The organism is Paenibacillus oryziterrae (assembly GCF_042610485.1).
In the GTDB taxonomy this organism is placed as follows: Bacteria; Bacillota; Bacilli; order Paenibacillales; family Paenibacillaceae; genus Paenibacillus_AQ.
In genome coordinates, this window is record NZ_JBGJZO010000011.1 from 1 (window position 1) to 18,072 (window position 18,072).

The window sequence follows — 18,072 nt, forward strand, 5'->3', positions numbered from 1 at the left end:
CCTCCATAAACAGTCGAACAGCTTCTACTTTCACAGACTCAGGATAATGCTTAAACTTCTGACCTTTCTTTGCTGGCATAAAAAAAATGCACCCCTTGGAATTACATCGGATTTACCCAGGGGTTTTTCCAATGTCTATTCTAAGGGGTGCACTTCATTGGCAGACTACTCCTTTTTTCAATTATATCGGTGGAACACGAATCGGTACGGAAGTTTTTATGCCTCAGTGTAATCTGATACCGATAAAGTGGTATAGATTCTTAACTAAAGTATATGAACTTAATCGGAGTAGGCAACAGCATTAAAGCTCTCGATACCTATTCGAGTCGCATCTGCTGTGCAAAAAAGATATAGGGTATAAACCAATTCATTCGCCGGTGGAAAGGGTACATTGTAATCGGATGCGGTAATGTTAACGACCTGTACAGCATTTGGATTCGCTCCGGTGACACTTACTGAGTAGAGGGCGTAAGCGACAGGAAAAACCTCTGCATCTCTTACGATGGAAAAAGCAATGACTGAATCAAACGGAGGAGTTTCTGGAAAGGCGAGCTCGGCAATTCCTGAGAATTGTACGCGTATGTTGCTACCTGCATCTGTTACATTGAGGCCGACCTGCCCGATAACTACAGGGGTATTGGCGGGTAAAGGGATAGAGATCGTATTACCAAAGCTTGCATTTTGAGATGTCCGGGCATCAAGAGTGCGAACCATGTGCATACCTCCAATATTATTTTTGAGATATGATATGCAGCTATATGAACATGTTCGTCCGCAGGACGGTATATATTTATTGAAAGAGATTCAAATTTTCCATGCCCCTATATATGTAGCACCGTAAAGCTCATTTAGAAATTTTTTTGTGTAACTCTCTATGAAATCATAGGCTTCTTCCTCATTATCCGTATCCATTAAAAAGGTCTTTTTGCAAAGGGGAAATAAGTGACACCGCGGTCAGATCCACCAATGCTCATGGACAAGGTAGAACTTATGCTTCTGCATAGAAAACTAAATTTTTAAATAATACAATTTTCGACATATCAGTTATATTCTTGAGTGTATAATTGGATGAAAATGAATGAATAAGGTGGCGACACTTACTAAAAAAGGAGGATGACCAAATGATTAAGTCATTTAAAACAGATTTAAAAGCGAACCGTAAAAATCCACAAACGCTTATGGTCTTGTTTACGTATCGCTTTGGAAACTGGGTACACTATCGGGTAAAAAGTAAGATTGTTAAAAAACCGCTATGGATACTCTATAAAGTGATGGACTTAGCTTTTGTTCGAGTCCTTTCTAATGGAGAATTACATGCACAAGCAAAGATCGGTGATTATCTTCATTTGCCGCATGGTTTAAATGGTATCGTTATTAGCCACAAAGCAGTTATCGGCAGTCATGCTACCATCTTTCATCAAGTAACCATCGGCGGCAGAAATAGCTTAGGAGAGCCAATAATTGGAGACAGAGCCTTTATTGGAGTGGGAGCAAAGATACTTGGTCCTATATTGATTGGTAACGATGCGAATATCGGTGCGATGTCAGTAGTTGTTAAGGATGTACCTGATTACGCATCGGCAGTAGGAATACCGGCAAAAAACCTGCTAAGGGATAAACCTAAAACAGAAAATACTAGATAGATGAGGGAATGACATAAAAAAGCTTCCTGGGGATAGTTAAAGGGGATAAAACAGAAAAACTCCTTATAGAATAAGGAGTTTCAAGGATGATGCAGTATAGGACGGATGGGGTTCGAACCCATGACCCCTACCCTGTCAAGATAGTGCTCTCCCGCTGAGCTACCGTCCTGCAACGAAATTTATAATACCATAAGTGGAAGCGGGAAGGCAATGTTTTTTGATAATTGGCATTGAAGTGCTCCTCAGATAGACGGGGAGTCTTTGGTGTGTCATAAATCTCATAGTTGGATCTCACACTTCGTGTTACTATATGCTCATATAATGTCGAATAATGTTAGTTCTTAGTACCTACAGTTCTCGAATACTGTCGAATGGGTCACTTCAATGATTTACACAATATATGATATTAAAGGGGCAAATTGCTATGGCAAAAGTATTAATAGTCGATGATGCGGCTTTTATGAGACTGACAATTCGCGAGGCGTTGGAAGCAGCAGGCCATGAAGTGGTTGGAGAAGCAGCTAATGGTTTCGAGGCAGTAAAAGGCTATCAGCAATATCGCCCCGATATCGTGACCATGGATATCACCATGCCGGATATGGATGGTGTTACTGGCGTGAGAAAAATCAAGGAACTCGATCCCCAAGCCATCATTATCATGTGCAGCGCAATGGGGCAGCAGAGGAAGGTTTTTGAGGCTGTAGAAGCAGGCGCTAAAGATTTCATTGTTAAGCCTTTTCACGCTGACCGTCTGGTCCAAGCTGTAAATAATCAGATCTTGGCTTAGGAAAATTCTTTGACGATTGACTGATGGTGACTGAAAAAATACCAATAAGAAATCCCCTTTAGGCACAAGCCAAGGAGGGGATTTCTTATTTCTGCTGAATTCAGCCGTACTTCATCCGCTTCATCATTCTCCCGCAAGCTTTAGAATATCCTGCGGTTTCTCCAGCTTGTATTTCGCCGGAATATGCTCATGATTCTGGCATCCCCACAGTGCCAGACCGAAATCCACACCAGCATCCCGGGCACACTCATAATCATAGATCGTATCGCCAATATAAATAGATGAGGCGGGGTCGGTGCCTGTAACTTCGAGGAATTTCAGCAGCGGCTCAGGATTAGGCTTATGCTTCTCTGTATGATTTGCGCATACCGCATGCGTTAAGTAATCCATAAGACCAAACGGAACGAAATCATCGGCCAACTCCTTGTCTGTCTTGGAAGTGACGATACCTTGTAGAATGTTTCGGGTCTTTAATGTGCCCATAACCTCCATAATTCCCGGAAACACCTTCATGGAATCATAAAATTCCTTCATATATACATTCCACTGTGCACAGGCATCGTCAATATCTGTGATCCCCAGCTTCGGCAGGGAATAGGTGCCCGGTATCCCCAGCACAAATAATAACTCTCCCGCTTCAACGGTTCTACCATAATTCATTAGCAAAAGCTTCTGAAGCGATCCTATAACTGCTTGTTCTGTATCAATTAAAGTACCGTCCACGTCAAATACTACTGTTTTATACATCCACTTTTCAGCTCCCTTGCATTTGTCTATCTATCATAAAAGATGAAATGGATTTCAGGTCAAGAGTTTATTATCCGGAAATTTCTGCAGCCTTGGAACTGTAAGAAGCGGCTAGGACGTAGAAAACACGTTAAGTAAAGCAGGGTTGCATTCAGCTCAACGATTTATATTTGGCCAGCAGCGTTGTTTCCTCATCAATACGGCTAAGATCAATCCGTTCAAACAGCAGCTCTATATGTTTGATGCGGAGACCAGCTGTAACAGAAACAGGGTGCCACACCGGCTGCCTAAGTGAGAGGAAATTAGAAATTTTCCCACAGGAGAATGGGATAAACGGATGCAGCAGCTGAGCCAAGTTCGCAATAATTTGCACACAGGTGTATAACGTATTTCCGCACGCGGAAATATTTTCTTTGATTTGAATCCAGGGTTTTTGTTCATCGAAATACTTATTCGCCTGGCGTATGTACAAAAAGATGAATTCAAGTGCTTCCTTAAAATTCCCGGCCTCAATCATGGCTCCGGCTTCCCGGTATAAGAGATCGATGTTATGCTCCCAGTCGGGATTCAGGTCTCCTTCAGGGATTTGTCCTGCGAAGGATTTCTCGATGTAAGCCAGGTTGCGGTTCACGAAATTTCCGAACGCACCCAGCAGCTCACCGTTATGGCTATGAATGAATTCTCTCCAGGAGAAATCCGTATCCCGTTTCTCAGGACCGTTCGCAATCAGGAAGTAGCGTATGGAATCGGGCTGGTAGCGGCTGATGATGTCGGGAACCCAGACTGCCCAGTTGCGGCTGGTGGAGAATTTCTGTCCTTCCAGCGTCATATATTCACAGGAAAATATACGGTCTGGCAGGTGAAGTCCCCCGGTTCCCAGCAGAATAGCGGGCCAAATCAAGCTGTGAAAAGGGATGTTGTCTTTGCCGTGTACGTAATAGGCAGTGATATCTTTGCGATCGTGAAGCCAGAAATCCTCCCAATTGCCGCCACTTTCGGCAGCCCACTGTTTACTGGCGGATAAATATCCGCTGACGGCTTCAATCCAGACATAGATCTTTTTATCCTCAAATCCTGCTACAGGTACATCTACACCCCAGGATAAGTCACGGGTAGCCGCACGGTCCTGAAGACCTTCCTCCAAATACCTTTGGGTCAAATGGTTCGCATTTTCTCTCCAGCCTTGCTGGTTATCCGCATATTGCTGAAGCAGGCTTTGAAAGCGGGAAAGCGCCAAATAAAAATGCTCGGTAGGCCGTTCCACAGGAGTAGTTCCGCATATTTTGCAGGTCCGGTTCAAGAGTTCGGACGGATCAAGCAGTGTGGAGCAATAATCGCACTGGTCGCCCCTTGCCTGTTGCCCGCAAACGGGGCAAGTCCCCTCAACGTATCGATCCGGTAGAAATCGGTTATCCACCTCACAGTAGCATTGCAGGATCGATTTTTTATCCAGATGTCCGTGATCCAGCAACCTTAGAAATAGCTCCTGAACTACAGTGTGATGGAACTGCTGGTCTGTCCGTGTATAGCAATCATAACTGAAGCCCAGCTTGGTGAAGCAATCGACAAACTCCTGATGGTAATGCCCGGCGAATTCCCCCGGAGTAACGCCTTCCTGAGCGGCCTGAACAGCAACGGGTGTTCCATGGCAGTCACTGCCTGAGACATAGAGTACCTTATCACCTTTAGAGCGATGGTAACGGGCTAGGATATCTCCCGGCAGTACACTGGCCAGCCTTCCCAAATGCAGTGAACCGTTAGCATAAGGCCAGGCCCCGCCAATAAAAATATGGGTCATCTTAAATTCCTCCTTATTAGTAGACAACAAAAAAGACTCCCATCCCCAAAGGGACGAGAGCCATTGCTCACGTGTTACCACCCAACTTCATCAATGCCTTGCAGCATTCACCTCTTCGGGTACGGCGCAATCTTTCATGCGGATATACCCTAGCACGATAACGGATGCAGGTTCCGGCGCAGCCTACACCCCGGGAGGGGTTCGATGCGCAGCTCTGAGACCATATTCCCAGGGGTTTTCTTTGCTCCTTTTCAGCGACCGGAGCTCTCTGTACAAGAAAATGCCGTGGTACTCTTTCTCTTCATAGCTTTTGTGGTTTCCTAATTAATGGATATCATAAGGAATGGTTCATGTAATGTCAAGAAGAGGTTTTAGAACACCTCATATCGTCAAAGCTGTTAGTCGAGGACGAAAGGAGGTTTCTTTGAAAATGCTCAGCAAAATGATGATGTGGCCGAGTGCAATATTATTATTGCTGGTGATCTCGGGGTGTTCGTATGAGGAACAAGCACCGCCATATACCGGACTCAGGGAGCTTCCTGCACTTAAGCAGCCTTTGCCAATGGACAGAAGTGAAACTCTTTCCCCGGTGATGAAAGATGTCTATAATCGTTCCATTCCAGAGGAAGTATACTCCGATTAACGGGACAGCCGATAAGTCAGGAGCGCTAAGGGAGCGTAGGGGAGGCGCTATACAGCAGAATGAATATTCTGTATAATGGCTCAATTATCGTTTATTTCCTGGGGAGGAGCTTATATCGTTATGGCAGCAGAAATTGTGCATGTGACTACGGACGAACTGCTTCAAATGGGGCTGGAGATCCGGATGAAAGTATTTGTAGAGGAACAAAAAGTGCCGGTTGAAGAGGAAGTTGATGAGTATGATGTCATTGGAGACCAGGTACACCATCTGCTTCTGATGGACGAGGGGAGACCCGTAGCTACCGGGAGACTCACCTATTATAAGAGCGGCGCAGCGAAAATGCAGCGTATCGCTGTCCTGAAGGAATATCGTTCAAAGGGTTACGGCCGTGTACTGCTTCTTGCCCTGGAAGAGCTTGCCCGGGATCTCGGTCTGGACTACTCCATTCTTGACGGTCAATGCCAGGCAGAGCAGTTCTATTTGAAGCTGGGGTATGAAGTAATCTCCACTGAGCCTTTTTATGATGCTGGCATCTTGCATGTCCGCATGCAGAAAGCTCTTTAAACCGCGAATACTCTTCTCCATGCCAGGTAAACCTATGATTGCCTATTGTTGGCGAATTATTGGAGCAGGAGTGGTGCAGAGATGGATAATGAGCGGGAGAGCTTCACGGCAGCACAGCGGAATGGAGATGGAGATTTAATCAGCTTCCAGACTTCTGGAGGCCGCGTGCTTGATTACCAGCAGGCGCTGCAGGAGGTACAAGCCGGCAATATTGCCGGGGTCAATGTGTTCAAAGGTAAAGATGGCGAATTCTATATTCGGGGAGATGCCGATGGCGATCCTACCAATAATCTTGACCAGCTTCCCATGTTCTAAATAGGTTGACTGAAAGAGCCGGACAGCGTCCTTAGACGTTGTTCCGGCTCTTTGTATTCCTTGAAAAAATAAATGAAAAATCTGCCTCACATCCGCGCAACTTGCAAAGAAGTTAGTAGTATATATTAACAGCATGAATTGTTTGGAGGGTTTTTACTATGAGATGGAGAAAAGTTGCGCTGTGTGTAATCGTGTTTTCCTTGATGGGAAGCTCACTTTTATTCGCTGATTCTGTAACCCAGAAAATCCGGGTATGGAGCAATGGGAAAGAGATGGCGGATGGCGGATACCTGATTGACGGGAAGACCTATATCCCTGCGCGGGAAGCCGGTGGAGTAGTATCCTGGGACGGCTCCGGTAAAGTGACAATTCTAAAACCGAATGTGCATATTTTCTTGTTCAAGGGTGATACTGTTTTTGGTAATGTGAATGTAGGTAAACTGAAGTTCAAAGTGTTCAGCCAGGTAGACAGCCTGACAGACAACATTTATTCGGTTAAAGTAGCGATTACAGATCCTTCAGGCAATATCAAAGATATCGATTCCAGGAACATGGAAGGTACAAAAAAGGAAGATTTCTGGTTCCCTAGCACTGAGGTCACCTATGACTTCAAGGAGAATGGGAAATACCGGGTTGGCTTCTACATCAAGGCTGAAAAGAACAGTGATTATGTACTTGTAGCTGAAAAAGTAATCACAGCTCTTGATTAGATATCACCCCGTGTTCTAAATTGACCTGAACTTGTCTGACGTGTTACGATACTAAGCGGAAGATAATTCAAATTAAAGTGAGGTATTTCAATGAGCGATCACAAACATGAGCATGGCCATGAACATGGTGAAGCATGCGGTTGCGGACATGATCACGACCATGAGCACGAGGAGTTTGTGCTGACCTTGACGAACGAGCAGGGCGAAGACGTAGAAATGGTACTGGTAGAGACCTTCGACGTAGCTGATAAAGTATACGCATTGCTGCTTGAGCGCGAGAACCCTGAAGCAGATGGCATTATTCTGCGTATGGAAGAAGAGAACGAAGAAATGGTACTTTACAATATCGAAGACGAAGCTGAATGGAAAGCCGTGGAAGAAGCTTACAATGAGCTGCTGACACAGCAAGAATAGAATTCGATTACGGTACTGGCTGTGGCCTTTAACAGGTACAGCGCTTGTTAAATAAGCAAAAACCCGATGCCTCAGAGGTATCGGGTTTTTGCTTGTATTCAGGTGTTCCGGCTCGCCGAAAGTCTATGAAATCGGGTTGGCCTCTACAATTACTTTGATATTCGTAATCGTGCGGTCCTCAGGCCCTTTAACGGGAAGTCCGATCTGAACATGGTCGATGATGTAATCGATATTATCCTGTGTAATAACTTCCCCCGGCAGAAGAATCGGAATCCCTGGAGGATACACATAAATAAACTCTGCGATGATATATCCTGCGGACTCACGGAAAGGCACGAGCTCAGTGTCGGCGTAGAAAGCATCCCGTGGAATTAGGGCTAGCTGCGGAATTTCCGGTACTTGCACCTTAAGTTCGTAGATTTCACCTTTACTGTAATGAACAGCGGACAACACGCGTAGAGCAGCCAGAAGCTTATCTACCGATTCACGGGTATCTCCAGGTGTAATAAGGCAAAGAATGTTATACATGTCGCTCATTTCAACTTCGATGTTGTATTTCTCCCGGAGCCAGTTCTCAGTCTCGTATCCGGTAACACCGAGGTGACGGACGTGAATACTCAGCTTGGTAGGGTCAATATCAAAAGTTGCCTCGGTACCGAGGATTTCTCGGCCAAAGCTGTACAAGCCGTCGATTTCGTTAATCGCCGTACGGGCATAGTTGGACAAGGCAATGGTTCTCTCTGCCATTTCATGGCCGTTCAGGGCAAGGTTGCGTCTTGACGTGTCTAAAGATGCCATCAAGATATATGAAGTTGAAGTTGTGGTCAGCATGCTGAGAATGGTCTGAACCCGCTGAGGGTTGACCAGACCGGTCTTGGCATTCAGATTCAGTACCGAGCTTTGGGTCATGGAGCCCCCCAGTTTGTGGACGCTGGTTGCCGCCAGATCCGCTCCGGCTTGCATAGCCGAGATCGGCAGATCCTCGTGAAAATGAATCAATACTCCGTGCGCCTCGTCCACCAATACCGGGATCCCATAGCTATGGGCCAGATCGACGATCGAACGAAGATCCGCACATACGCCAAAGTAAGTAGGATTGATTACAAGGACGCCTTTGGCATCCGGATGGCGCTTAATCGCGCGTTCGAGCGAGCTCGTGGTAATACCGTGATCTATTCCAAGGTTCTCATCCTGTACAGGAGAGACAAAGACCGGCTTGGCTCCAGAAAAAATAATCGCTGACATGACTGACTTGTGAATGTTCCGCGGTACGATAATTTTGTCACCCGGTGAGCATACAGAAAGGATCATGGTCATAATGGCATTACTTGTACCTTGAACGCTGAAATAGGTATAATCAGCACCAAAGGCTTTCGCGGCCAGTTTCTGTGCTTCCTGAATGACTCCGGTAGGCTGATGTAGATCATCAAGCGGTGCGATATTGATCAGATCAATGGATAGAGCGTTATCGCCGATAAACTCACGGAATTCGGCATCGGTTCCTAGCCCCTTCTTATGCCCGGGAATATGAAATTGCACAGGGTTTCCAGCGGCATGCTTTTTAAGAGCAGTGAAGAGGGGAGTACGGTGTTGATTCATTTAATGCTGTCACAACCTTTCGTGAAGAGTAATTTTTCAAGCAAGCATCAGTATAACAAAACAATCATCATAATACTAGGATGTGAATGGAATGGCAGTACATGCAGAACAGCGGACGCATATTAATCTAGCGTCACCGTTTATAGTCAAGATGTGGATTATCATTTTTCTGGTGGAGTTTGTGAAGGGTTCCCTGCTGGTTGCCCTGCTCCCTGTGTACATGGAGAACATCATCGGCCTCTCGGTAACAGTGGTGGGATTCTCCTTTGCCCTGCAGTATTTGGGGGATAATCTGCTTCGAAGCCCCTCAGGATGGTTGATGGAAAGAATCGGGTTCCGCTGGACGATGACGGGCGCGCTGCTGATGATCGTGCTGGCAGTAACTATGATAATCTATGCCCGTGATGCCTTTTGGCTGTCGGCAGCTTGTCTTATTCTTGGTATTGGTACCTCGCCGCTGTGGCCGTGTGTAATGACTGGCATAACAGATCTGGCCGGGTCTACCAAAAGCGGCAGCAGCGGTGCTGCCATGGGTGCTGTCGAAATGGCTTCCCTCGCAGGTACTGGTGTGGGTCCGATTACCGTTAACTTTCTCATCGATCATGGCGAAAGCTACAGGGTGGCTTTTCTGGTGCTGCTCTGCTGCGCTGCAGTCGTTGCAGCGGTTGCTCTGCTGCTTCCTTCACGGATAACACACGTTACCCCGAATATAACTACCCATCCGGCTGAAGAGCCTGCCAGAGGACGTAAAATTCCAAATCCGTTGAAGAGCCTGAAACGGACACTACAGCAAGTAAAAAGCTCGCTTAAGGTAAGCCGTCTGCTATATCCCGCATTGTTCTTGCAGGCTTTTGCCATTGGCTTAATGACCCCGGTAGTTACTTTATTCGCTCGCAGCGAGCTGCATGTAACCCCTAACCAATTCAGCTTGCTGCTTATTGCTGGTGGGGGGATCACGGTTCTGGCTTTAATACCCGCAGGAAGATTGGTTGACCGGATTGGTACAAATGCATTCTTGAACACCGGATTTCTGCTAGCTGCAGTAGCACTTGCTTTATTTTCCCAAGTACGCTGGCTTCCGGTTGTATTTGTTGTTGTAGCCCTTGTCGGGATTAGCTATGCGCTGATTCTCCCGGCATGGAACGCCTTTCTGGCTACACTGATTCCAAAGGGTGAACGTGGTACGGTATGGGGACTGTTCCTGACCTTACAGGGCTCGGGGATGGTGGCAGGACCGGTATTATCCGGAAAGCTATGGGATACCGTAGGACATGGTACACCATTTCTCGCCAGTAGTCTGGTTATGCTTCTGCTCTTTGTCCTGCACCTGCTGATTGTGCGCAGAACCCGGATGAAAGCCGGGGAGGCTAGCTGAGAATAGCGAGTTCCAAATCATTGCAATAAACGCCGCTGGCAGCCGTACTTGACGGAGACCAGCGGCGTTTATTGTTTAGAAAGACATCCGGTATAAAGGCAGGAGTGTTTCAAAAGTCTCCGTGATTACCTTCAGTAGTGCCTCTCCATCCGAGAGAAGAGGATCGTCTCTATCCAGACGGAGTCCACAGGTGACTTCACCTTTTTTAACTTCCTTCAGCTTGCGTGCAATTTCTTCGAAATCCTTACCGGACATCTCCGTCTGCTTGATCCCACGTGGATCCAAGTGATCCGTAGACCAGAAGTAGCTGCCGGGCAGCGATTTGCGGATGTTGGTTAAATGACTTGATAAGGCGTCAGCAAAAATCAGCTTGTTCGGACTCTCATAGATAATTGCGAACACAATAAATACGTGGCTATGGAACATGCCGACCTGAAAATGAGGCAGAGCCTTATATCCGCGCTTAGCAGGTCCCCAAGCGACCCATGTATCATTAGGCGGATGTACGGTTCTGCGGGCATGCTTGGCTACGTGGGGGAACATCTCTTCCCCGCAGACTGCCGACAGCACGGGAGATATTTCTGCACCCAGTACATTCAGCTTCGGACGAACTTGCTCGATTAGGGCATCCATACGTGGTGCTAGCCCTGGAATTAGAAATACATCAAAGTCTTGCTCAGTAAAGCCGGAAAATGACATGGTTGACCACCTTATCGCGAGAACGCTTGATTTATTTTTTGCCTTTTGCAGGATTAAACCGGAAGATAACGTTTGGAGATATGCTGTTGCGGGTAAAAATAGTCAATAAACCAAGTTACCGCTACATAAACTGAAGTATAAAATAAGAGTAGCACGAACGCAAAAAGGAAAAAGATGCAAGTGGAGGTCCGGCCGCCTAAAGTGACTCCGTAAATGAAGCAGATGCTTGCCAAGCCGCTTTGCAGAGGCAAAGCTTTTAGGGGGGAGTGCCGTGAACAAAAATGATGAGGTGGAGTATTGCAATCTGGAGCTCCGGTTTGACCGCCAGCATATTCAGGACCTGATTAAAGATCTGATTCAGGATGGCTATTCCCTGTACTGGAGTGAGGACGAGACATTGTTTGTTATCTCCGTCCGTACCGGCCGGAAGCTGGTGAAACTTCGCTTTCAACGGATTAAGGAAGGCTACAAGCTGGTGGGCGATTACATGATCCGGGATGCACGGTTAGCAGAATGGATGGAGAAGCTGATCGGTGATATGCGAGGTCACGCCATCGTTAAACGTTTCCGCGACCGGCAGATTATTATTGAGAACATCATGTTCGGAGAAGTGATCCGGCTTGTGGAAATTTCGGGCTACCAGCAGCGTGTGTTGTACCAGAAAGGTCCGCTTTTAACAGATCAGGAGCTTACTAAGCTGTTCTACTCTTCTGAAGGCGAAGAACGTATCAGGCAGGCTAGTACGGATGTGGATATGCTGCTTGACCGGCTCAAGGAAGCTTTGAATCTGGAGAACGCAGATGAGGTTCAACGGTGCAAGGAAGAGCTTGTTCTTCTCACCCGGGAGTTAGCTAAATTGGAATGGTAAGGTATCCAGAGCAGATGTATCCAAGGCATCCCGTAACAGGGATGTCTTCATTTGCATGTAACCTGTTTAAATATAACAACTGTGCGAAGAAAGCCGTGGTGCTACATGTGCAGACAACTTGCGGACAGGGGTTCACTTCTGGTGATAAAAAAGTTAAAATAAATACATTGTGTTTCAATTTCCTTACACAAGGCATTGTCAATGAAATTGATCTCTTCACGCAGGACAAGCTTTGCTGATCTTTTTAAAGAATGGTATTCTTAAAATAATCTCTTGTTCTGCAAGAAATGGCTTACACAAAAATATAGGGTGCAAAGGGTGGAGACCAGATGACAAAACAACAAATCGGCGTTATCGGCCTGGCGGTAATGGGCAAAAACTTGGCTCTGAACATCGAGAGCAGAGGCTTTACGGTATCGGTATTCAACCGTTCCGCAGAGAAGACGTATGATCTTCTGAAAGAAGCTCAAGGCAAAAATTTGACGGGTGCCTTCACTATCGAGGAATTCGTACAATCACTGGAAACACCACGCAGAATTCTAATCATGGTTCAGGCGGGTGCAGCAACAGACTCGACGATCGAGCAGCTTCTGCCTTATCTTGATCAAGGCGATATTATTATCGACGGGGGCAATGCATATTTCCCTGACACAGTACGCCGCAGCAAAGAGCTCGAAGAGAAAGGGTTCCGCTTTATTGGCACCGGTGTCTCCGGCGGCGAAGAAGGTGCTCTTAAAGGGCCTTCCATCATGCCTGGCGGACAAGAAAGTGCCTATAAGCTGGTTGAACCCATCCTTACGGCTATTTCGGCCAAAATTGACGGTGAGCCTTGCTGTACATATATTGGACCAGACGGTGCAGGGCACTATGTGAAAATGGTGCATAACGGTATAGAGTATGGTGACATGCAACTGATCTGCGAAGCTTATCAACTATTGAAAGATGTGCTTGGTCTGGATGCCAAGGAACTGCACAGCATCTTCAAAGAGTGGAACAGCGGCGAGCTGGACAGCTACCTGATTGAGATTACTACCGATATCTTCTCCCAATACGATGAAGAGACCGGTAAACCGATGGTTGACGTGATTCTGGATGCAGCCGGACAAAAAGGAACTGGCAAATGGACAAGCCAAAGCTCGCTGGATCTGGGCGTACCTTTGTCCATGATTACCGAATCCGTATTCTCCCGGTTCCTGTCTGCAATGAAGGATGAGCGCGTTGAAGCCAGCAAAGTGCTGAGCGGTCCGGCAACAACACCTTTCCAAGGAGACAAAGCAGAATTCATCGAGAACGTCCGCAGAGCGTTGTTCGCCAGCAAAATCGTATCCTACGCTCAAGGTTTTGCTCAACTGCGCGTTGCTTCCGATGAATACGGCTGGGATTTGAAATACGGCAGCCTGGCTAAAATCTGGCGCGGCGGCTGCATTATCCGTTCCCGCTTCCTGCAAAACATTACGGATGCCTACGAGAGCAATCCGGATCTAAAAAACCTGCTGCTGGATCCATTCTTCAAGGACATCATGGGATCCTATCAGGATGCATGGCGCAAAGTTATCGCTTCCGCTGTAACACTGGGTATCCCGGTTCCTGGCTTCTCCAGCGCACTGGCTTACTACGACAGCTATCGCACAGAGCGCCTGCCGGCGAATCTGCTTCAGGCTCAACGCGATTACTTTGGTGCCCACACCTTCAAACGTGTAGACAAAGAAGGCGTGTTCCATCACGAATGGTTGTCTGAATAAATTTCATGTTTTTTGTTCTCTTAAAAGTCCGAAAGCCCCGCCGTATGCGGGGACTTTCGGACTTTTTGCTGTTCTGCTCAAAGAAATGAAGTGCAGAGAAGCACATTGTGTAATGTTTTGGGGCTGTGTTATGATATGACAAATGTCGCCGCTTGGAGGTAGTCATGGCTGAAACACCAGAGGAAAAAGTAAACATGGGAAGCGCGAACGACGGCAGGAATATCATCTTAGTAGGGATGATGGGAACGGGTAAATCGACCGTGGGACAACTGCTGGCGCAGGAATTAGGCTTTGAGTTTATTGATCTTGACAACGCAATCGTGAAGAGAGAAGGGCGCAGCATTCCTGAGATATTCGCAGAAAATGGGGAATCCTATTTCCGGGTTGTAGAAACGGCTGAGCTACAGATTTCTTTGCTGGGTGGAGGTAAAGTCATTTCAACAGGCGGGGGGGCCGTATTGGCTCCGGGCAATACCTCAGTAATGCTAGAGAATGGTTGCGTTATTGCCCTGACAGCTGCTGCTGAAGATATCATTTCGAGGGTTGCAGAAGATAAAAACCGGCCGCTGCTCGCCGGCAATGCGGAGGAACGGGTGCGGCGCTTAATGGAAGAACGCCGAAATGCATACCTGTTCGCGCATTACACGGTCGATACAACGGGACTTCGTCCGGCACAAGTGTCGGAATATATTTTAATGCAGTACCGCGGTTAAGCTTTTAGGCATTCCATTCGATCATGCCGCCGTAGAGATTGGCTATTCTATCGTAACCGTACTGGCGGAGATACTCGCAGACACGCTGACTCCGCGCACCTGAGCGGCAGATAAATATTGTCACTGGTTCTGTACTGAGTTCATCCAAACGGTATGGGATTTCTCCCATTGGAATATGGAGTGCGCCGGGAATCATCCCTAGGGCTACCTCTTCATCTTCCCTAACGTCGATAAGGACAAGGTCTTCACCTGCCTGTAGACGCTGTTGTAATTCCTGGGTTGTCATCTGTGGAATGTCGTTCATCGGGTGTGACCTCTTTTCATCGGAAATTATTCCAATCATAACACAGGCACGGAACTCAATGTCAAACGGGCCCGGCTTGTCCTATATCACTATACAAAGGAGCAATTATCATTATGGACGTTATTGTTAGGCCTACGCCAACTCTGCAAGGAGAATTTGGTGCCCTTTCTTCCAAAAACTACACCACCCGCTACTTGCTGGTAGCCGCTCTTTCTGAAGGTGTCAGCACCATCTACCACCCTGCTCATAGCGAGGACAGCGATGCCATCCGCCGTTGTATTGCAGATCTGGGTGCGGTGCTTACAGAGGATGAGGAGAAAATCGTCATCCAGGGTTTTGGACGAAATCCTCGTGATATCAAAGAGCTGAATGTAGGTAATGCCGGCGCTGTTCTGCGGTTTCTTATGGCTATAGCTTCCTTCTGCCCAGAAGTCACTTTTGTAAATACATATCCTGACTCACTGGGAAAGCGTCCGCATGATGACCTGATCACCGCGCTCGGGCAGCTAGGCGTGGAAGTAGATCATAACCAGGGGAGACTACCGATTACCATTCGGGGAGGCAAGCCAGTAGGCGGCAAAATCTCAGTATCGGGCGCTGTCAGCTCCCAATTCCTGAGTGCACTGCTCTTCCTTACTCCGCTTCTGGATGAAGACAGTGAGATTACGGTTCTCGATGATTTGAAGTCCAAGGTTGTTGTCGGACAGACGCTTGAGGTGTTGGAACAGGCTGGAATTGTTGTGCATGCAGCAGATGATTACATGTTCTTCAAGGTTCCCGGCCGCCAGAAGTATGCTGCCAAGTCTTATATCGTGCAGGGTGACTATCCCGGTTCGGCAGCTGTACTTGCGGCGGCGGCGGTGACCCGGTCGGATGTGAAGATTCATAGACTTGCTGAGAATAGCAAACAAGGAGAGCGGGCGATTGTAGATGTTCTCCGTATGATGGAAGTGCCGTTGACCCATGAGGAAGGGATTGTGCATGTGCAAGGAACCGGTGTGTTGAAGGCCGTTGAATTTGACGGAGATGCCGCTACGGATGCTGTACTGGCGATGGTTGCAGCGGCGGTATTCGCCGAAGGTACTTCCCGGTTCTACAATGTGGAGAATCTGCGGTTCAAGGAATGCGACCGGATTACCGACTATTTGGCTGAACTAACCCGTGCGGGTGCTAAGGTGGAGGAACGGCGTGACGAAATCATCGTACACGGCATGCCGGAGGGTGTGGAAGGTGGCGTGACAATCAACGCGCACTACGACCATCGTGTCATTATGGCATTGACGGTGGTGGGCCTGAGAGCCCGTAAGCCGCTAGTGATCAAGGACGCACACCATGTTGCGAAATCGTATCCGCAGTATTTTGACCATTTGAGTGCGCTTGGTGCTGACGTGGAGTGGGTACAATAGAAGTGTAGATTTAATGTGGTTCCATAGCCAGCCCGCCTCTTTATTTCATTTAATAAATGTGCTCGGGTGTCTGGATGAAAGTACAAGTGGAATGGTATACAATTAAAGTTGAATACTATCCTGTTAACTTCCTTTGAAAGGGGCAGTAAAGATGAGCTTTGAGAATCCCAGCAGGGACAAAATTGGAGATATATTAGCTTCCGCAGGCAATATTGCAGTTGTCGGGCTTTCAGATAAGTCAGACCGCACGTCCTACATGGTGGCATACGCCATGCAAAGCCGTGGCTACCGCATTATACCCGTCAATCCTTTGGTGGACGGAGAGATTCTGGGCGAGAAATGCTACCATACATTGGCCGATATACCTGAGCCCGTAGATATCGTCAATGTGTTCCGCCGGAGTGAATTCTGCGCCGAAGTGGCACGGGAGGCGGCTGCGATTGGTGCCAACATACTGTGGCTGCAGCAGGGTATAGTCAACGAGGAAGCGGCCGACATTTGCGCCGAGCACGGCATGATCGCCATCATGGACCGCTGCATCAAGGTAGAGGAAGCCATTACCCAGCAAGGTCGCAGCCGGGCGTAAGAGTCATTAAGCGGGGCCGGAACCCCGGAACCCCGGAACCCCGGAACCCCGGAACCCCGGAACCCCGGAACCCCGGAACCCCGGAGAGGTCTTTGTTCAGACGGATTGGTTTTTTTAACCGAATTTGATAAAATTGCACTAGACGAAGAACGTCCCTTAGCCGCATGAAGCATTTGCGGTAAAGGGCGTTTTTTTATTTTTTAGGAGGGGAACATTTATGGCGTTTGAGGTAGTACATAGCTTATTTTTCCAGGAGCACTTAAGTGCTAGAACAGGGGAACGGAAAGGCAGGATGAATAGAGGCCATAACCATGCTGAGAAGCTTTTTCTGAGTAATGTTTGGTGGCCCTTGTTCGAATCGCTGGACAATCTTCATCCGGAGTATGAAATTTATGATTGGAACCGCAAATCACAGTTTATTGATTTCGCCTTTCTCCCGCCTAGTGGCGCCAGGTTTGGTATTGAGGTAGACGGATTTCAAAGCCATGTGAAAGATATGGACCGCGAGAAATTCAGCTATGCGCTGAACCGCGATACATTTCTGACCGGTATGGGCTGGAAGATGCTTCATTTCTCCTTCGATGATATCCAGCAGCGCCCAGAAGTATGTCGGATGCTACTGCAGCTTGCGTTAGCGCCGTACTTAACACGCAAAACCGCAGGTAGAGAGATCTCGGCGGATGAGAAGGAAGTACTGCGGATGGCGTGGAAGTTAGGTAACGGAATCAGGCCTAAGGATGTGAAAATGCATTTTGGTATTAACTTTCGAACGGCCCGGAAGCTGCTCACCTCGTTAAGTGAAAAAGGCTTTCTTGAGCCCAAAGAAGGTGGGAGAGGCGTGCGGAATTACGAGCTCAAGGTGCTGCATCCTGATCAAGAGTGGTAAGAGTACAGTAAGAGCGCGGAGTTTGTTCTGATTGCATTTCGTGCAATTGAAATAATGAAAAAAGGAGTGGAAATAGGATCTGTTGTATTTTGTACAATTGAAATTCCAAAATATAGATAAAACCGGGTGTTTGTAAATAATCTGATGCACAAAGTGCAACAGAAGTAGAAAATGACCGATTATATTGGAAATCTGATGCACAAAATGCAACAGAATGTGAGGGGAGCGGTTATCGGCTGATATTTCACTCCATAAAAGCAACAGAATGTGAAG

20 protein-coding genes, 1 tRNA gene and 1 other annotated feature are annotated in these 18,072 nt (G+C 47.3%); of the genes, 14 read left to right on the plus strand and 7 right to left on the minus strand.

Features of this window, described 5'->3' with window-relative positions:
* Nucleotides 1–279: 279 nt before the first annotated feature.
* Entirely contained in the window at nucleotides 280–714 is a 435-nt protein-coding gene (locus ACAN55_RS13300; protein WP_379133317.1) for a hypothetical protein, read from the minus strand.
* A 407-nt stretch (nucleotides 715–1,121) separates the two neighbouring features.
* Here ACAN55_RS13300 and ACAN55_RS13305 point away from each other — a divergent pair, with 407 nt between their 5' ends.
* Nucleotides 1,122–1,643, plus strand: coding sequence for a serine O-acetyltransferase (locus ACAN55_RS13305; protein WP_379133320.1), 522 nt, complete (start codon nucleotides 1,122–1,124; stop codon nucleotides 1,641–1,643).
* Nucleotides 1,644–1,740: 97 nt separating this feature from the next.
* On the opposite strand, the gene ACAN55_RS13310 is transcribed toward ACAN55_RS13305, so the two are convergent.
* A tRNA-Val gene (locus ACAN55_RS13310) sits at nucleotides 1,741–1,812 on the minus strand.
* Between the two features lie 255 nt (nucleotides 1,813–2,067).
* Here ACAN55_RS13310 and ACAN55_RS13315 point away from each other — a divergent pair.
* Complete coding sequence (locus tag ACAN55_RS13315; protein ID WP_379133323.1) at nucleotides 2,068–2,430, plus strand: response regulator; 363 nt, start codon at nucleotides 2,068–2,070, stop codon at nucleotides 2,428–2,430.
* Between the two features lie 123 nt (nucleotides 2,431–2,553).
* On the opposite strand, the gene ACAN55_RS13320 is transcribed toward ACAN55_RS13315, so the two are convergent.
* Together ACAN55_RS13320 and metG are read right to left on the minus strand one after the other, a co-directional pair.
* Nucleotides 2,554–3,177, minus strand: coding sequence for an HAD family hydrolase (locus tag ACAN55_RS13320; protein WP_379133326.1), 624 nt, complete (start codon nucleotides 3,175–3,177; stop codon nucleotides 2,554–2,556).
* Nucleotides 3,178–3,328: 151 nt separating this feature from the next.
* The gene (gene metG / locus ACAN55_RS13325) at nucleotides 3,329–5,002 is read right to left on the minus strand and encodes a methionine--tRNA ligase (RefSeq protein WP_379133329.1); all 1,674 of its coding nucleotides are present in this window, start codon (nucleotides 5,000–5,002) and stop codon (nucleotides 3,329–3,331) included.
* Between the two features lie 19 nt (nucleotides 5,003–5,021).
* Nucleotides 5,022–5,289: a binding site (T-box leader), on the minus strand.
* A 116-nt stretch (nucleotides 5,290–5,405) separates the two neighbouring features.
* Between metG and ACAN55_RS13330 the strand changes: the two genes are divergently transcribed.
* The 5 genes from ACAN55_RS13330 (at nucleotide 5,406) to ACAN55_RS13350 (ending at nucleotide 7,621) form a co-directional block, all read left to right on the plus strand.
* Entirely contained in the window at nucleotides 5,406–5,618 is a 213-nt protein-coding gene (locus ACAN55_RS13330; RefSeq protein WP_379133332.1) for a hypothetical protein, read from the plus strand.
* Between the two features lie 120 nt (nucleotides 5,619–5,738).
* On the plus strand, nucleotides 5,739–6,182 hold the full coding sequence (locus tag ACAN55_RS13335) for a GNAT family N-acetyltransferase (protein ID WP_379133334.1): 444 nt from the start codon (nucleotides 5,739–5,741) through the stop codon (nucleotides 6,180–6,182).
* Between the two features lie 81 nt (nucleotides 6,183–6,263).
* On the plus strand, nucleotides 6,264–6,497 hold the full coding sequence (locus ACAN55_RS13340) for a DUF3892 domain-containing protein (protein ID WP_379133336.1): 234 nt from the start codon (nucleotides 6,264–6,266) through the stop codon (nucleotides 6,495–6,497).
* 158 nt (nucleotides 6,498–6,655) lie between these two features.
* The gene (locus ACAN55_RS13345) at nucleotides 6,656–7,207 is read left to right on the plus strand and encodes a copper amine oxidase (protein ID WP_379133338.1); all 552 of its coding nucleotides are present in this window, start codon (nucleotides 6,656–6,658) and stop codon (nucleotides 7,205–7,207) included.
* Between the two features lie 90 nt (nucleotides 7,208–7,297).
* Nucleotides 7,298–7,621 carry a DUF1292 domain-containing protein gene (locus ACAN55_RS13350; RefSeq protein ID WP_379133341.1) on the plus strand — a complete coding sequence of 108 codons (324 nt, stop codon included), beginning with the start codon at nucleotides 7,298–7,300 and terminating at the stop codon, nucleotides 7,619–7,621.
* Nucleotides 7,622–7,744: 123 nt separating this feature from the next.
* On the opposite strand, the gene ACAN55_RS13355 is transcribed toward ACAN55_RS13350, so the two are convergent.
* Nucleotides 7,745–9,220 (minus strand): aminotransferase class I/II-fold pyridoxal phosphate-dependent enzyme, encoded by a 1,476-nt coding sequence (locus tag ACAN55_RS13355; RefSeq protein ID WP_379133343.1) that lies wholly within the window; start codon nucleotides 9,218–9,220, stop codon nucleotides 7,745–7,747.
* Between the two features lie 91 nt (nucleotides 9,221–9,311).
* On the opposite strand from ACAN55_RS13355, the gene ACAN55_RS13360 reads away from it, so the two are divergent.
* Nucleotides 9,312–10,595, plus strand: coding sequence for an MFS transporter (locus ACAN55_RS13360; RefSeq protein WP_379133346.1), 1,284 nt, complete (start codon nucleotides 9,312–9,314; stop codon nucleotides 10,593–10,595).
* Between the two features lie 75 nt (nucleotides 10,596–10,670).
* On the opposite strand, the gene ACAN55_RS13365 is transcribed toward ACAN55_RS13360, so the two are convergent.
* A complete protein-coding gene (locus tag ACAN55_RS13365; RefSeq protein WP_379133349.1) occupies nucleotides 10,671–11,294 on the minus strand; it encodes a DUF1054 domain-containing protein in 624 nt (207 codons plus the stop codon).
* Between the two features lie 271 nt (nucleotides 11,295–11,565).
* Here ACAN55_RS13365 and ACAN55_RS13370 point away from each other — a divergent pair, with 271 nt between their 5' ends.
* The 3 genes from ACAN55_RS13370 to ACAN55_RS13380 all read left to right on the plus strand — a co-directional run bounded on the left by ACAN55_RS13370 (nucleotide 11,566) and on the right by ACAN55_RS13380 (nucleotide 14,617).
* On the plus strand, nucleotides 11,566–12,162 hold the full coding sequence (locus ACAN55_RS13370) for a hypothetical protein (RefSeq protein ID WP_379133351.1): 597 nt from the start codon (nucleotides 11,566–11,568) through the stop codon (nucleotides 12,160–12,162).
* Nucleotides 12,163–12,491: 329 nt separating this feature from the next.
* Nucleotides 12,492–13,904, plus strand: a complete 1,413-nt coding sequence (gene gndA, locus ACAN55_RS13375) for an NADP-dependent phosphogluconate dehydrogenase (protein ID WP_379133353.1) — start codon at nucleotides 12,492–12,494, stop codon at nucleotides 13,902–13,904.
* Nucleotides 13,905–14,068: 164 nt separating this feature from the next.
* Nucleotides 14,069–14,617: a shikimate kinase gene (locus ACAN55_RS13380; RefSeq protein ID WP_379133356.1), complete on the plus strand. Its 549-nt coding sequence runs from the start codon at nucleotides 14,069–14,071 to the stop codon at nucleotides 14,615–14,617.
* A 4-nt stretch (nucleotides 14,618–14,621) separates the two neighbouring features.
* Here ACAN55_RS13380 and ACAN55_RS13385 read toward each other — a convergent pair whose 3' ends face one another.
* On the minus strand, nucleotides 14,622–14,921 hold the full coding sequence (locus tag ACAN55_RS13385) for a rhodanese-like domain-containing protein (RefSeq protein WP_379133359.1): 300 nt from the start codon (nucleotides 14,919–14,921) through the stop codon (nucleotides 14,622–14,624).
* A gap of 113 nt (nucleotides 14,922–15,034) precedes the next feature.
* On the opposite strand from ACAN55_RS13385, the gene aroA reads away from it, so the two are divergent.
* The 3 genes from aroA (at nucleotide 15,035) to ACAN55_RS13400 (ending at nucleotide 17,799) form a co-directional block, all read left to right on the plus strand.
* The gene (aroA, locus tag ACAN55_RS13390) at nucleotides 15,035–16,327 is read left to right on the plus strand and encodes a 3-phosphoshikimate 1-carboxyvinyltransferase (protein WP_379133361.1); all 1,293 of its coding nucleotides are present in this window, start codon (nucleotides 15,035–15,037) and stop codon (nucleotides 16,325–16,327) included.
* Between the two features lie 151 nt (nucleotides 16,328–16,478).
* Nucleotides 16,479–16,913 carry a CoA-binding protein gene (locus ACAN55_RS13395; protein WP_379133363.1) on the plus strand — a complete coding sequence of 145 codons (435 nt, stop codon included), beginning with the start codon at nucleotides 16,479–16,481 and terminating at the stop codon, nucleotides 16,911–16,913.
* A 217-nt stretch (nucleotides 16,914–17,130) separates the two neighbouring features.
* On the plus strand, nucleotides 17,131–17,799 hold the full coding sequence (locus ACAN55_RS13400; RefSeq protein ID WP_379133365.1) for a hypothetical protein: 669 nt from the start codon (nucleotides 17,131–17,133) through the stop codon (nucleotides 17,797–17,799).
* Nucleotides 17,800–18,072: the final 273 nt, after the last annotated feature.

Coding starts and splice junctions, on each gene's coding strand:
- ACAN55_RS13360 (WP_379133346.1), top strand. CDS start 9,312: ATGGCAGTACATGCAGAACAGCGGACGCATATTAATCTAGCGTCACCG.
- ACAN55_RS13335 (WP_379133334.1), top strand. CDS start 5,739: ATGGCAGCAGAAATTGTGCATGTGACTACGGACGAACTGCTTCAAATG.
- ACAN55_RS13320 (WP_379133326.1), bottom strand. CDS start 3,177: ATGTATAAAACAGTAGTATTTGACGTGGACGGTACTTTAATTGATACA.
- ACAN55_RS13345 (WP_379133338.1), top strand. CDS start 6,656: ATGAGATGGAGAAAAGTTGCGCTGTGTGTAATCGTGTTTTCCTTGATG.
- ACAN55_RS13340 (WP_379133336.1), top strand. CDS start 6,264: ATGGATAATGAGCGGGAGAGCTTCACGGCAGCACAGCGGAATGGAGAT.
- ACAN55_RS13395 (WP_379133363.1), top strand. CDS start 16,479: ATGAGCTTTGAGAATCCCAGCAGGGACAAAATTGGAGATATATTAGCT.
- gndA (WP_379133353.1), top strand. CDS start 12,492: ATGACAAAACAACAAATCGGCGTTATCGGCCTGGCGGTAATGGGCAAA.
- ACAN55_RS13365 (WP_379133349.1), bottom strand. CDS start 11,294: ATGTCATTTTCCGGCTTTACTGAGCAAGACTTTGATGTATTTCTAATT.
- ACAN55_RS13315 (WP_379133323.1), top strand. CDS start 2,068: ATGGCAAAAGTATTAATAGTCGATGATGCGGCTTTTATGAGACTGACA.
- ACAN55_RS13300 (WP_379133317.1), bottom strand. CDS start 714: ATGGTTCGCACTCTTGATGCCCGGACATCTCAAAATGCAAGCTTTGGT.
- aroA (WP_379133361.1), top strand. CDS start 15,035: ATGGACGTTATTGTTAGGCCTACGCCAACTCTGCAAGGAGAATTTGGT.
- ACAN55_RS13385 (WP_379133359.1), bottom strand. CDS start 14,921: ATGAACGACATTCCACAGATGACAACCCAGGAATTACAACAGCGTCTA.
- ACAN55_RS13355 (WP_379133343.1), bottom strand. CDS start 9,220: ATGAATCAACACCGTACTCCCCTCTTCACTGCTCTTAAAAAGCATGCC.
- ACAN55_RS13350 (WP_379133341.1), top strand. CDS start 7,298: ATGAGCGATCACAAACATGAGCATGGCCATGAACATGGTGAAGCATGC.
- ACAN55_RS13330 (WP_379133332.1), top strand. CDS start 5,406: ATGCTCAGCAAAATGATGATGTGGCCGAGTGCAATATTATTATTGCTG.
- ACAN55_RS13400 (WP_379133365.1), top strand. CDS start 17,131: ATGGCGTTTGAGGTAGTACATAGCTTATTTTTCCAGGAGCACTTAAGT.
- ACAN55_RS13380 (WP_379133356.1), top strand. CDS start 14,069: ATGGCTGAAACACCAGAGGAAAAAGTAAACATGGGAAGCGCGAACGAC.
- ACAN55_RS13305 (WP_379133320.1), top strand. CDS start 1,122: ATGATTAAGTCATTTAAAACAGATTTAAAAGCGAACCGTAAAAATCCA.